This window comes from Enterobacter sp. Sphag1F (assembly GCF_014193275.1).
GTDB classification, from domain to species: domain Bacteria; phylum Pseudomonadota; class Gammaproteobacteria; order Enterobacterales; family Enterobacteriaceae; genus Pantoea; species Pantoea symbiotica.
This window is the reverse complement of the sequence record NZ_JACHZD010000006.1, coordinates 150504-162592: the sequence shown is the minus strand read 5'-3', so window position 1 is coordinate 162592 and position 12089 is coordinate 150504. Positions and strand designations below refer to the sequence as shown.

The window sequence follows — 12089 nt, the reverse complement described above, 5'->3', positions numbered from 1 at the left end:
GTTTAAGGTTGTGGGGTTGTCCGCGAGGCATCCCACAACCTCATCATCTGAGCGATTCCCCGCTCAATTTCGATAAGGGGAACGTTATCCCGCGCCAGCGTTGAGATGCCCAGCATAAAGCTGTTGAAGCTGACCGCCAGGGAAAGCGTTTCTTCATCATCCCGCAACTCACCGCAGCTGATCCCCTTTTCAACGCAATGCTTGATCCCTTCACGAGTAAGCATCCGCGATGCTTCAAGCGGTTTTAACACGTGGCGGTTTTCATCTGAGCAGCAAGACATCACGCTCAGCGCAACCATACATCCGCGCGGATGCGAAGGATCGTACTGCATTCTGGCGGAGTTGAGCAGCGCAGTTTCCAGCGCCTGGCGGGCGGGCACGCTGGTATCCCATAAGGCTTCCGTAACCTGTGCATGGGTTTGCAAATAACAGTTCACGGCTTCAGCAAAGAGTGCCTCTTTCGATCCAAACGCGGCATAGAAGCTTGGCGCGGTTATGCCGTTGCCTATCGAGGCTTTGAGCTGTGCCAGCGAGGTTGATTCATAGCCGTTTTCCCAGAAAAGGTGCATCGCTTTAATCACCGCTTCATCACGGTCAAATTGTCTTGGTCTGCCTGTTCTCATCATCACGTCCTCCGCTATTTATACTAATCGATACAGAATTCATTGACAACGCACAGCTTGCCTACGCAATATAAATACCGATCGATACATATATCCATAGCGCTTCGCGGCGCTGTTGCAAACCACAAGCAGGCTAAATAATGAATTCAACGTTTAAGCATGAAGAAGCCCAACAGCTGCCGATACTGGCGCTTTTGGCGCTCGCAATGGCAGGTTTTATCTGCATTTTGACCGAAACCATACCCGCTGGTTTGCTGCCACAAATCAGTCAGGGACTCAATATTTCCCCGTCGCTGGCCGGACAATGGGTTACCGCTTATGCAGCCGGTTCACTACTGGCCGCGATTCCGCTGACATTGCTGACCCGAAGCTGGTCGCGCCGGGCTGTGCTGTTGAGCACCGTGTGCGGATTTCTGCTGTTTAACACCCTCACCGCCGTCTCTTCTGACGTCGTCATCATTTTAATAGCGCGATTTTTTGCTGGCGCTTCAGCCGGTTTAGCGTGGAGTCTGATTGCGGGCTATGCGCGGAGAATGGTGGTTCCATCACTTCAGGGACGCGCGTTGGCGCTCGCCATGGTGGGCACGCCAATCGCCCTTTCGCTCGGTGTTCCAGCCGGAACATGGATGGGATCATTGCTGGGATGGCGTCTGACTTTTGCTGCTATGTCCGGACTTTCTATCATTCTTATTGGCTGGATTCTGCTGGCTGTGCCGAATTATCCCGGCCAATCTGCCACGCAAAAAATGCCGCTTGGCGCAGTATTACGACTTCCCGGCGTGTGTGCCGTGCTCGGCGTGGTGCTTACCTGGATGCTGGCGCATAACATTCTCTATACCTACATCGCGCCGTTCATTACTTCAGCCGGTCTGGCGCATCGCGTGGATGTGGTGCTGCTGATCTTTGGCATTGCGGCATTGGGCGGAATATTCATTACCGGCAAGATCATTGATACCCATCTGCGCAAGGCCGTGCTGCTGTCACTCTCCATCTTTGCTGCGGTGTCGGTGATTTTTGGTCTGAGTACGCCAACACCCGCCGTAATCTATGTGGGAATTGCCGTTTGGGGACTCACCTTCGGCGGAGCCGCGACGCTGCTGCAAACGGCGCTGGCAGATGCCGCCGGTGAATATGCCGATGTTGCGCTCTCCATGAATGTCGTCACCTGGAACAGCGCTATCGCCCTCGGCGGTTTGACGGGCGGAATGTTGCTTGAACATGTCGGTTCCCAATCTTTTCCGTGGGCGATTCTGCTATTGCTGTTGGTCGCGTTAGGGATTGCGTTGCGTGCTAAACAGGGTTTCCCGGCTGAGAACAGCCGGGCGAAAACCACACTCAGCCCGGCCAGCGAGACTGACGGATAACGCTACAGAAGTTGAGCGGTGAGAAATCTGGCTGTTTATCCTTAATCACATCGGCTTTCACATTGCCAAAAGTGGTGTCCGGTTTATGCCGGATGCCATCGTAAAACGCCTGAATAATCTCCTCCTTGAATGCCGCCGGGCGCGGATAGTTTGCCGTCACAGCGCCAATCTCCTTTTCAGTAAACTTCTCAAAGCCGATGCCCAACACGTCCATCTCGACGCCAGCGGTTACCAGCGCAATTTCTGGTGCCATAAATTCTGGGATCCCCGGTGTGGTATGCAGTGCAATCGCGGTCCACACCTTGTCGATATCGCTGGGCGCGATGCCATAGCCTTGCAGAAATTCCCGCGCGGCATTGGCACCATCCACTTCGAAACGCTTATCGCAGCTGCAGTGTTCGTGCGTCAGACCAATGTCATGGAACATGCAGCCGATATACAGCAGCTCGCGATCTACGTTAAGTCCACGCTGCTGTCCCGCTAGCGCGCCCCAGTAATAGACGCGGCTGGAGTGGTTAAACAGCAACGCTGATTCGGTATCGCGCACAAACTCCGTCGCTTCGCGCGCCATTTTGCTGTCGGGGATGCGGATGCCAGTGATGTTCAAACTCATTTTCTCTCTCCGGTTGGTTGTCTTTTTCCACCATAAAGCGCAGGCTAAAAGTCTTAAAGTGACCATTACAGACGATTAAAGACATTGTGATGTTTTGCGACATGAGGAATTGAATGCGTCATGAAATAGCGATTCTGGCGGTGCCGGGCGTGCAGCTACTCGACGTTTGCGGCCCGCTGGATGTGTTTGCCGAAGCCAACCGCCTGCTACAGCGGCAGATTTATACGCCACGCATTATCGCGGTTGAGGGCAATGAAATTCACGCATCATCCGGCGTGCGGCTTAGCGCAGATTTGCAGCTGGCTGAAACACAAAACTATGCGCCGCACACCTTTCTGATCGCGGGCGCGCCGGGCATAGAAGATTTTGCTGCCGATGACAACCTGCTGCATGCGCTGAGCGGTTTATGCCAGCGCAGCCAGCGTTTTGGTTCGGTGTGCAGCGGCGCGCTGCTGCTGGCGCGTACCGGTTTGCTAGCCGGCAAACGCGTGACCACGCATTGGGAAAGCGCAGCTTTGCTGGCTTCACGCTTTCCAGATGTAACCGTAGATGCCGATGCGTTATGCGTGGCAGATGGGCGCGTGCGCACCGCTGCGGGCGTTACGTCCGGGCTGGATTTAGCGCTGCGTCTGGTGGAAGAGGATCTTGGACGTGAAGTCGCAATTGAGATCGCTGCGCATCTGGTGATGTTTTTCCGTCGTCCGGTCAATCAGACGCATTTTATGCGCAGCAAAAGCGCGTCGTTGAGCGGCCGTTCGGCGTTGCAGGAGTTACAGCGTTGGGTGATTGCGCATCTGGCGGAGATCAAAACCGTGGCGATGATGGCAGAACATATGGCGATCAGTGAAAGGCATCTGACACGCCTGTTCCGCAACGAGTTGGGAATGACGCCGGGACAATGGCTGGAGCGTGAGCGCGTGGCCAAAGCGAAACAGCTGCTGGAGCAGAAATCTCTGCCAGCAAAAACGCTGGCATTAGAGTGCGGATTTTCCGGCGCTGACGTGATGCGGCGGGTGTTCAGCCGGGTAACCGGCATTACACCCGCCGCATACCGAAAAATAACGCGTTTGTCGTAGGGTCGCCATTCATGGCGACCATCGCGTATCCTACGCTTGCGCAAACGCCAGTAAATCAGGATTAATTTGCTCAGGATGCGTCGCAAACATGCCGTGCGACAAACCTGGATAGGTTTTCAGCGTGCCATGCTTGAGCAACTTAATCGCCTTGTGCGCCGAATCATCAATCGGCACCACCTGATCGTCTTCCCCGTGCAGCACCAGCACCGGCACCGTGATCGCTTTCAAATCCTCGGTAAAATCAGTTTCCGAGAAGGCAGTGATACAGTCGTATTGCGCCTTCGCGCCGCCCGCCATGCCCTGACGCCACCAGTTATTGATCAAGCCCCGACTAACTTTCGCACCCGGACGATTGAAGCCATAAAACGGACCCGCTGGCACATCGATAAAGAACTGCGCGCGGTTGGCTGCCAGCGCCGAGCGGAAACCGTCAAACACCGATATTGGCAAACCTTCCGGATTGGCGGTGGTTTGCAGCATGATTGGCGGCACTGCGCCCATTAACACCGCCTTCGCCACGCGGCCTGGCTCAGCGTGCGCCACATAACGTGCCACCTCACCGCCACCGGTTGAGTGACCGATATGGATAGCGTTGCGCAGGTCCAGCGCTTTAGCCAGTTCTGCCACGTCGGCGGCGTAAGTGTTCATATCATTGCCGCTATCGGTCTGATCGGAACGGCCATGACCGCGACGGTCGTGGGCGATAACGCGATAACCTTGCGCTAAGAAGAACAACATTTGGTTGTCCCAGTCATCGGCGCTTAACGGCCAGCCGTGGTGAAACACCACCGGTTGGGCATTTTTCGGGCCCCAGTCTTTGTAGAAAATGCGGGTGCCGTCTTGAGTAGTAATGATGCCGTTGCTCATGAGAATGTCCTCTGTAGGTGATTGTTTACGTTTGATGGGCTTATTGTCAGGGAAAGCGGCAGCGGCTAATATTGTCAAATATGACACATTAAGGGCTGTAAGTGACAAGTCATGAAAATTGCTGAAAACAACGTTGTGGCGGAGATTGGCCTGGTGATCTATCCCGATTGCCAGCTTGCGGCGATTTATGGCCTAACCGATATGTTCAGGATAGCTGCAGAATGGGCGGAGGCTATTTCCGGAGAGGCGAGCAAGCGGGCAATTCGGGTATCGCATTGGCAGATCGATGCGCAGAGCGACAAAATGGCCTGTGTCTGGGATAGCCATCCCGATACGCCACATCGTTTGAGCCACGTGATTGCGCCGCCAAGCCTGGTGCAACCGGCAAAAATGGTGCCAATGAAGGTGCCCGCCAACTGGATGAGCGCGCTTTATGATCAAGGCGTAACGCTCTGCTCGGTGTGCGCCGGTGCTTTTGTGCTGGCAGAAACCGGACTGATCGATCACCGTCGCGCCACTACGCATTGGGCCTTTGCGCAGACGTTGTCGGAGCGTTTTCCTGCGGTGAATGTTGCGGTGGAAAATATGGTGATCGACGACGGCGATATTATTACCGCTGGCGGCATTCTGGCGTGGACCGATTTGGGTTTAACGCTGATTGAAAAAGTGCTCGGCACCGGCACCATGCTAGCGACTTCGCGCTTTTTGCTAATCGATCCGCCGCGCCGTGAACAAAGCACCTACTCCGCATTTATCCCCAATTTCGATCACGGCGACAGCCAGATTCTGCGCGCACAGCATCATCTGCACGCCCATTTTGCCGAACAGCACAGCATTGAGAGCATGTCAGCGCTGGCGAGCATGACGCCACGTACCTTTCTGCGCCATTTTCAGAAAGCGACCGGCATGCGGCCAACGGATTATGTGCAGCAGGTACGTATCATGAAAGCGCGTGATGCGCTGGAACTCAGCAATCGTTCGGTTGATCAGATTGCCTGGGAAATCGGCTACGGCGATCCTTCCGCTTTCCGTAAAATATTCCGTAAACTCACCGGCGTCACGCCGGGCCAGTATCGGCAGAGGTTTGGTACCGCCCAGAGCGATTAACCGCAGGCAAAGTGCTGTTTTCCTGCCATGATTATGATCGTTTCCTTCCCATTGAATCAATGAGAATTCATATGCCACTGCGTTCGCTTCAGGCTTTGTGTCTGGTTAACTTTTTTATGGCTGACGTTCGGGACGGGCTCGGCCCCTTCCTTGGCATCTTTCTCACCGAACGCTACTGGAATGCGGGCGATATCGGCTGGGTGATGACCGCCGGTGGCCTCGCCGGGCTTGTCGCTACGCTTCCGGCCGGCCTGGCAACTGACACTACGCGCCATAAACGATCGCTGCTGCTTGCCGGTTCAATGCTGATCACTTGCGCCACTTTGCTGCTCTGGTATTTCGATCAAGCCTGGATAACCGTTTTGTCGCAGATTGTCACTGGCCTCTCAGCGGCGCTCATTGCGCCTGTACTGACCGGCATTACTCTGGGTTTAACCGGCCCAGACGGTTTTGGTCAGCAAATGGGGAAAAATGAAGCCTTCAATCATGGCGGAAACATGACCGCTGCCATCATTGCTGGCGCTGCAGTGTGGTACTGGGGAACCGGCGCGGTGTTTGTGTTGATGACAACCATGGCGCTGTGTGCTGCGCTGGCTGTGCTGTTCATTCGCAGTGAAGAGATTGATGACGTTGCCGCGCGCGGTATGACAAGCGCTTCATCCGGCGATACCCTTCCGCGCCTCAGCCATGTTGTTCGCCATCCAGCGTTGATCATTACCGCGTTAACCCTGCTGCTGTTTCATCTGGGCAACGCAGCGCTGTTGCCGATGTTAAGTTTGCGCGTTGCCTCAGCGCACAGTGCTGAAATCAGCCCCGGACTTTACGCGGCCGCAACGGTGGTGATCTCTCAGTGCGTCATGATCCCGATGGCGCTCTATGCCGCACGCCATGCCTCGCGTTTCGGGTATACAAAGTTAATCACTTTGGCACTGTTGGTGTTACCGGTGCGTGCGCTGATTGCCTCCCTGTTTGACAGCACATTTTCGATGGTTCCGGTGCAGATATTGGATGGAATGGCAGCGGGTTTGCTTGGCGTGGCGATCCCCGGCTACATTGTCAAAATCTTGCAAGGGAGCGGACATACCAACGCGGGACAGGGTTTCATCATGCTGATGCAGGGAATCGGCGCGGCAATGAGCCCGGCGCTGGCTGGGAATATTGCGGCTGCCTACTCCTATCATGTGACCTTTGCCGTGTTAGGCGTAATCGCCTGCGCAGCGCTGATGACATGGTGGATGGGCAGCCGACTATCGAATAAATCAGCCGCTCATACTTAGCTCAGCTGGAAACGCCCAACCGTGTTCGCTAACTGCGAGGCCTGATCTTCCAGCGAACTGGCGGCGGCGGACATCTCCTGCACCAGCGCGGCGTTCTGCTGCGTGGTGCTGTCCATTTCGTTCACCGCAATGGTCACCTGGCTGATGCCGCGCGCCTGCTCATCGGACGCAATCACAATTTCACCAATGATGGTGCGCACAGAATTCACCGCCTGCGTCATCTCCTGCATGGTTCTGCCGGCATCCTGCACCAGCTGCACACCGCTGCCGACGCGCTGCGTGGATTCCTCAATCAGCGCACCGATATCTTTCACCGCATTGGCGCTGCGCTGGGCCAGATTACGCACTTCCGACGCCACTACGGCAAAGCCGCGCCCTTGTTCCCCGGCGCGTGCCGCTTCTACTGCGGCGTTAAGCGCCAGAATATTGGTCTGGAAGGCGATGCTGTTGATGATGGCGGTAATGTCGCCAATCTTCTTCGCACTGTCGTCGATCTGCGCCATGGTTTGCACCACTTCGCCCACCAGTGTTTCACCGCGGCTGGCGATATGCGTGGCGTTGTCGGTGAGCGTTGTTGCCTGATGCGCGTTGGTGGCGTTGTGTTTTACCGTGGCGGTGATCTGCTCCATGCTGGCGGCCGTTTGCTCCAGCGCGGCGGCTTGCTGCTCGGTTCGCGAGGCGAGATTGAGGTTGCCGCTGGCGATTTCACCCGCGCCCTGACGCACCGATGAACTGGCATCCTGAATCTGTCCCACGATATCGCGCAGTTGGTTTTGCATGGTATGCAGCGCGTAGAACAAGCTGCTGTTATCTCGCCCTTTCAGCGTGATGACGTTATCAAGTTTGCCATCAGCGACGGCCAGCGCGATAGTTGCAGCTTCCAGCGGTTCGCCACCAATCGGCTTCAGCACCTTGCGGCTGAACAGCATGCCAAGCAGCGTACACACCACCAGAATGCTGATGATCATCAGGATTACCGCGTTGATCAGTTGACGATGCGCCGCAGCCATCACCTGACTGACCGGCGCAACCACACCGAGATACCATTTCTGATCGCTGTTACCAATTACCACCGGCTGCCACGTCACCAACACATCTTCACCCAACAACGCATCATGATGCTCCATCACGCTGCTGCTGAAGTTGTGGGTATCGCCTTTCCACGGCTTGCTGGTCTGGCTTTTATCTGGATAAGAGACCACATTGCCCGCGCTGGAGAGCAACATCGCATAGCCGCTGCCTTCCCACGGTTTGATTTTGTTGACCTTCTCCTGCAGCGACGCCAGTGAAATATCCGACGTCACTACGCCCCACAGTTTGCCCTGGCTGACAATCGGCGCCGCCACCGAGGTCAGCAGCGTCGGCACGCCGTTGTAGGCGTAGCTGTATGGCTCGATCAGCATGTCTTTCTGGCTTTTTTGTGGCAGCAGATAGTAATCGCCCTGACCCGGCGTGAAGATTGAGGTCAGCGGATGCATGTTGAATTTGCCGCTTTGATCGCGGTCGACAAAGAACGCGTAGCGACCTTTCGGTGCCGCATTGGGTTGGGTGGCAAACTCCGCGTCACGTCCGTCGAAGGCGTTCTCTTCGAAGATCACCGAGATCGACAGATAATCAGGATTATCGCGCAGCGCAGATTCCATCAGCTTATCGGCGACTTTACGATCATGAATCCCTGCCGCAGGCAACGCGATTAGGCTGTGGCCGAGGTTGTGCGCCACATCGCGCGCATAGCTGAGCTGATGCTGAATTTGCAGCGCCTGGCTTTGCGCAATCTGCTGCAGATAGTTTTCGGCCAGCGACTTTTGTTCATTACTGGATTGCCAGCTAAGCACGCCGATGGTCACGGCAAAGCCGAGCGTGATGGTTAAGGCGCCCGTCAGCAGCATCTGCGTGCGGGTGCTCATTTTTTTCTTAGGTGATGCGTGTTTGGCCATTATGGCGCTCCTGGAGTTGACACTTTTCGGTAATCAGAACCACTCCCTGTGCGCGTACATCCCTTTGAACACTCTATCGGCGCGCGGCGAGGGAACTTGATGGCGATACACTAAACTCCGTAGGGTCGCCATTCATGGCGACCGGCTTTAGGTCAGCGCCCGCTCCCTTCTGGTCATTGAGCCGATTACAGGCTATTATTCAGCTCACTATATGAGCCGAATATCAATCCTATTCAGCTCATGCAATTCAGGAGTGAGCTTATGATGTGGATTTGGCAGCAGCCCGATTGGCCGCAGTTTCGCTGGCAAGATGAGAAGTTACTTCCGCGCCTGCGCCAGTTGCAGCAGCAGCGCGGCGTGTTGCTGGGCCGTGCCAGCGTGCAAGATAACAGCGAGCAACAAACGCTGGATACGCTGCTCAGCAATATCCTCTCTTCCTCAGCGATTGAAGATGAGCGCGTCAACGCGCAGTCGGTGAGATCTTCGCTTGCGCGCCGTTTAGGCGTTTCGCTCGATCAGCCTTACCCGGTTTCCGAACGTTCAGAAGGTTTGGCAACCATGATGATGGATGCCATTACGCAACGCGATCAGGAATTGACGTTGGCGCGTTTATGTCAGTGGCATCGCTGGCTGTTTCCCGAAAGTGAATGGACCATCAAGCGGCTGAATGTGGGCACGCTGCGCGGCGATGAGCCAATGCAGGTGGTTTCAGGCCGTATCGATCGCCCAACGGTACATTTCGAGGCGCCGCCACGCGCTGGGCTGGAAGCACAGCTGGAGGAATTTATCGCCTGGTTTAATCACAGTCGCGAAGATCCGCTGCTCGATCCGCTGTTGCGCGCCGCGTTGTGCCACTTGTGGTTCGTTACGCTGCACCCGTTTGATGACGGTAATGGACGTATCACTCGCGCCCTCACAGATTTGGTGCTGGCGCAGGCTGATAGCCAGAGCATCCGTTTGTATGCCATGTCCGCATCGATTCTGGCGCGACGTGCCGACTATTACCGCATTCTGCAGGAGACGCAGCGCGGTGCAATGGACGTCACCGATTGGTTGCTGTGGTTTTGTGATGTGCTGAATGACAGTCTTGAACAGGCACTGGAAACCGTCACACGCACGCAAAATAAAGCGCGCTTCTGGTTGATGCATAACGCGGCCGAGTTGAGTGCGGAACAAACCCGCGTGCTGAATCGCTTACTGGATGGCGGAGAACAGGGATTTAGTGAAGGCATCAGCGCAGGTCAGTATCAAAAAGTGGCGAAAGTGAGTAAAGCCACGGCTACGCGACATCTGACTGAATTGCTGGCGAAAGGGTGTCTGGATAAATTACCGGGCGGCGGGCGTAGTACACGGTATCAAATTAAACTTTGATGTGTAACCAGGTGCGCATAAATGCGCACCCTACAAAACCTCTTACGCTGCTTTAACCGCGCGAACTTTCTTTTCCGGCGCTGGAGCTTCGGTTTCCGCAGAAGCTTCAGGCGCTGCCTCAACCTCTTCTTCCTTTACGATATCCGGCAGCTTGCTGGTGCGCAGGATATGCTGCACCGCATCTTTCTGTTCAGCCAACAGCAGACCCAATGCTTCGGCCTGCGCTTCACCCAGTTCTGGCTGATGCTGCTGCAGCCAATCGGTGAAGGCGTCTGCCATATCAAGCATTTTGTCCCAGGCATCCGCGTCTTTTTTATTGGCAAACGTCATCTTTTCTTCACCCTTTCTGACTACAACATATTTGGTTTCGACTGCCATGATGCACCTCGGTTAACTGTATTTATATACAGTATATTCTGATCAAACTTTTCCAGGCAATGACTTTCTGCCTTTAAGCCAGTAATTCTTCCAGGAACAGCGCCAACGCTTTGCGCGGATCGTCCTCTTCCGAGACGATCATCTCAATGCCCCACTGCCCCAGCACCTCTTTTGCCACTGGATTATTGCGGTTAGTGAACAGGTAAGATTTGGGACGTGCGGTGGCCAATCCGGTGCGGCCCCACATTTTTGTCAGGCGGTAGAATAACAGACGGATGTTGAAATCGCTGATGCTGTAGCCAACAAACAATACCGAGTTGCCCATCACGTCGTGCGTGAGTTTGATATCCAGCGGCGAATCAAAATAGAGCCGTTCAAAGTAGCTGCTTTCATCCAGCACGATGGAAGTATCGTCGTCGAAATCACCATGTAACTTAATGATATGGCGCTTATCTTCGGTCAACGACACCAAATCTGCCGCATTCGCCACTTTGCTGTAAGGCACATTGTGCGCCTCATGCGCCATCTCCAGCCAGCGATCGTAATTGGTGGTGTAGATGCGTGAGAAGTTGCCTTGCGTGATCATGGTGTGAATTTCAGAACTGCGCACGTCAATATCCGGGCGATGCCATTCGCGATCCATCCAGCTGCGCAGCGGTCCCAGCGAGCCTTTACGCTGTTTGTAATACTCCGCCAGCGATAAATGTGTGCCGTAGGTATTGAAGATTTTCGGGTCGTAGCCCAGTTCTTTAGCCAGATGCGCAATCAGCTCATGCCATTCCGGCAGACCAAGATTGCGTGAAATGCCCGCACCGGCAAACAGAATCAATTTACCGGCATCGTAGGCGCGTTTTAGCTCGGGTTTCATGCCAATCCCCGCGATGTTTTCAAAAAGGTAGCGAAGCGGTCCAGCGCCAGGCGACGCATTGAAATCTCATTTTTTAGCTCGCCCATTTCGGCGAATGTTTGCGTGTGCCCTTCCGGGATAAACACGCAGTCCCACTGAAATTCGCGAGGACCAGCAGGCTCGGTGGCGATGGTGCCGCGCAGTTCGCCTTCGAACTGATACATTTTTTGCCCGTCACAATAGCCGAGCACGGTTTTCGCCGTGACGCATGGGCTATCCAGCCCATTCACCAGTTTGGTGAAGCGCTCGGCATTCAAGCGGCTCCAGAAGATGCGCGTCAGCCCGGCTGGTAAGCCGTTCAGACCATCCAGATAGAGCCCAGTGTGCTCGACAAACAGCGGACGACCAATAATCGAGAACGCTTTGGTGAGCTTGTCGCGCACCAGTTCGACCTCATTTTCAGTCTGAATCTCTTCAATACGGCGTGCGATGGGCAGCACTTCGACACCGACCGGCTCAAGGATGGTACGCACCTCGGCCAGCTTTAGCTCGTTGGCAGACAGGAATCGTATTTTCATTGCAATCAGTACGTTGAAAGTGGGTTTAAGCTCGGTAAAAGCCTCTCCGTT

The 12089-nt window shown here is 55.0% G+C and carries 12 protein-coding genes; 5 read left to right on the top strand and 7 right to left on the bottom strand.

What is annotated here, in order from left to right; genetic code table 11:
- Positions 1–2: 2 nt before the first annotated feature.
- A complete protein-coding gene (locus tag FHW71_RS19050) occupies positions 3–626 on the bottom strand; it encodes a TetR/AcrR family transcriptional regulator (protein ID WP_179452689.1) in 624 nt (207 codons plus the stop codon).
- A 137-nt stretch (positions 627–763) separates the two neighbouring features.
- On the opposite strand from FHW71_RS19050, the gene FHW71_RS19045 reads away from it, so the two are divergent.
- Positions 764–1987 (top strand): MFS transporter, encoded by a 1224-nt coding sequence (locus FHW71_RS19045; protein ID WP_179452690.1) that lies wholly within the window; start codon positions 764–766, stop codon positions 1985–1987.
- Here FHW71_RS19045 and FHW71_RS19040 read toward each other — a convergent pair.
- Positions 1959–2600: an HD domain-containing protein gene (locus FHW71_RS19040; RefSeq protein WP_179452691.1), complete on the bottom strand. Its 642-nt coding sequence runs from the start codon at positions 2598–2600 to the stop codon at positions 1959–1961. The genes FHW71_RS19045 and FHW71_RS19040 overlap by 29 nt on opposite strands.
- 113 nt (positions 2601–2713) lie before the next feature.
- On the opposite strand from FHW71_RS19040, the gene FHW71_RS19035 reads away from it, so the two are divergent.
- Positions 2714–3676, top strand: coding sequence for a helix-turn-helix domain-containing protein (locus tag FHW71_RS19035; protein ID WP_061719538.1), 963 nt, complete (start codon positions 2714–2716; stop codon positions 3674–3676).
- A gap of 30 nt (positions 3677–3706) precedes the next feature.
- Here the strand turns inward: FHW71_RS19035 and FHW71_RS19030 are convergent, their stop codons facing one another.
- Positions 3707–4543, bottom strand: a complete 837-nt coding sequence (locus tag FHW71_RS19030; protein WP_179452692.1) for an alpha/beta hydrolase — start codon at positions 4541–4543, stop codon at positions 3707–3709.
- Between the two features lie 111 nt (positions 4544–4654).
- Here FHW71_RS19030 and FHW71_RS19025 point away from each other — a divergent pair, with 111 nt between their 5' ends.
- Both FHW71_RS19025 and FHW71_RS19020 read left to right on the top strand, forming a co-directional pair.
- Positions 4655–5650, top strand: a complete 996-nt coding sequence (locus FHW71_RS19025) for a GlxA family transcriptional regulator (RefSeq protein ID WP_179452693.1) — start codon at positions 4655–4657, stop codon at positions 5648–5650.
- Between the two features lie 71 nt (positions 5651–5721).
- Positions 5722–6927 (top strand): MFS transporter, encoded by a 1206-nt coding sequence (locus tag FHW71_RS19020; protein WP_179452694.1) that lies wholly within the window; start codon positions 5722–5724, stop codon positions 6925–6927.
- Here FHW71_RS19020 and FHW71_RS19015 read toward each other — a convergent pair.
- Entirely contained in the window at positions 6924–8864 is a 1941-nt protein-coding gene (locus FHW71_RS19015; RefSeq protein ID WP_179452695.1) for a methyl-accepting chemotaxis protein, read from the bottom strand. The two genes, FHW71_RS19020 and FHW71_RS19015, sit on opposite strands and share 4 nt — an antisense overlap.
- A 261-nt stretch (positions 8865–9125) precedes the next feature.
- On the opposite strand from FHW71_RS19015, the gene FHW71_RS19010 reads away from it, so the two are divergent.
- Complete coding sequence (locus FHW71_RS19010) at positions 9126–10235, top strand: Fic family protein (RefSeq protein ID WP_179452696.1); 1110 nt, start codon at positions 9126–9128, stop codon at positions 10233–10235.
- A 42-nt stretch (positions 10236–10277) separates the two neighbouring features.
- On the opposite strand, the gene FHW71_RS19005 is transcribed toward FHW71_RS19010, so the two are convergent.
- The 3 genes from FHW71_RS19005 to FHW71_RS18995 form a co-directional block, all read right to left on the bottom strand.
- Positions 10278–10613: a YebG family protein gene (locus tag FHW71_RS19005; protein ID WP_179452697.1), complete on the bottom strand. Its 336-nt coding sequence runs from the start codon at positions 10611–10613 to the stop codon at positions 10278–10280.
- Between the two features lie 73 nt (positions 10614–10686).
- Entirely contained in the window at positions 10687–11481 is a 795-nt protein-coding gene (locus FHW71_RS19000) for an SIR2 family protein (protein WP_008108794.1), read from the bottom strand.
- A complete protein-coding gene (locus FHW71_RS18995; protein WP_008108796.1) occupies positions 11478–12038 on the bottom strand; it encodes a non-canonical purine NTP pyrophosphatase in 561 nt (186 codons plus the stop codon). Before FHW71_RS18995 ends, FHW71_RS19000 begins: the two co-directional genes overlap by 4 nt.
- Positions 12039–12089 lie beyond the last annotated feature (51 nt).

Bases quoted from the DNA above. Each gene is read 5' to 3' on its own strand.
- FHW71_RS19050 (WP_179452689.1), bottom strand. From the start codon at position 626: ATGATGAGAACAGGCAGACCAAGACAATTTGACCGTGATGAAGCGGTG.
- FHW71_RS19045 (WP_179452690.1), top strand. From the start codon at position 764: ATGAATTCAACGTTTAAGCATGAAGAAGCCCAACAGCTGCCGATACTG.
- FHW71_RS19040 (WP_179452691.1), bottom strand. From the start codon at position 2,600: ATGAGTTTGAACATCACTGGCATCCGCATCCCCGACAGCAAAATGGCG.
- FHW71_RS19035 (WP_061719538.1), top strand. From the start codon at position 2,714: ATGCGTCATGAAATAGCGATTCTGGCGGTGCCGGGCGTGCAGCTACTC.
- FHW71_RS19030 (WP_179452692.1), bottom strand. From the start codon at position 4,543: ATGAGCAACGGCATCATTACTACTCAAGACGGCACCCGCATTTTCTAC.
- FHW71_RS19025 (WP_179452693.1), top strand. From the start codon at position 4,655: ATGAAAATTGCTGAAAACAACGTTGTGGCGGAGATTGGCCTGGTGATC.
- FHW71_RS19020 (WP_179452694.1), top strand. From the start codon at position 5,722: ATGCCACTGCGTTCGCTTCAGGCTTTGTGTCTGGTTAACTTTTTTATG.
- FHW71_RS19015 (WP_179452695.1), bottom strand. From the start codon at position 8,864: ATGGCCAAACACGCATCACCTAAGAAAAAAATGAGCACCCGCACGCAG.
- FHW71_RS19010 (WP_179452696.1), top strand. From the start codon at position 9,126: ATGATGTGGATTTGGCAGCAGCCCGATTGGCCGCAGTTTCGCTGGCAA.
- FHW71_RS19005 (WP_179452697.1), bottom strand. From the start codon at position 10,613: ATGGCAGTCGAAACCAAATATGTTGTAGTCAGAAAGGGTGAAGAAAAG.
- FHW71_RS19000 (WP_008108794.1), bottom strand. From the start codon at position 11,481: ATGAAACCCGAGCTAAAACGCGCCTACGATGCCGGTAAATTGATTCTG.
- FHW71_RS18995 (WP_008108796.1), bottom strand. From the start codon at position 12,038: ATGAAAATACGATTCCTGTCTGCCAACGAGCTAAAGCTGGCCGAGGTG.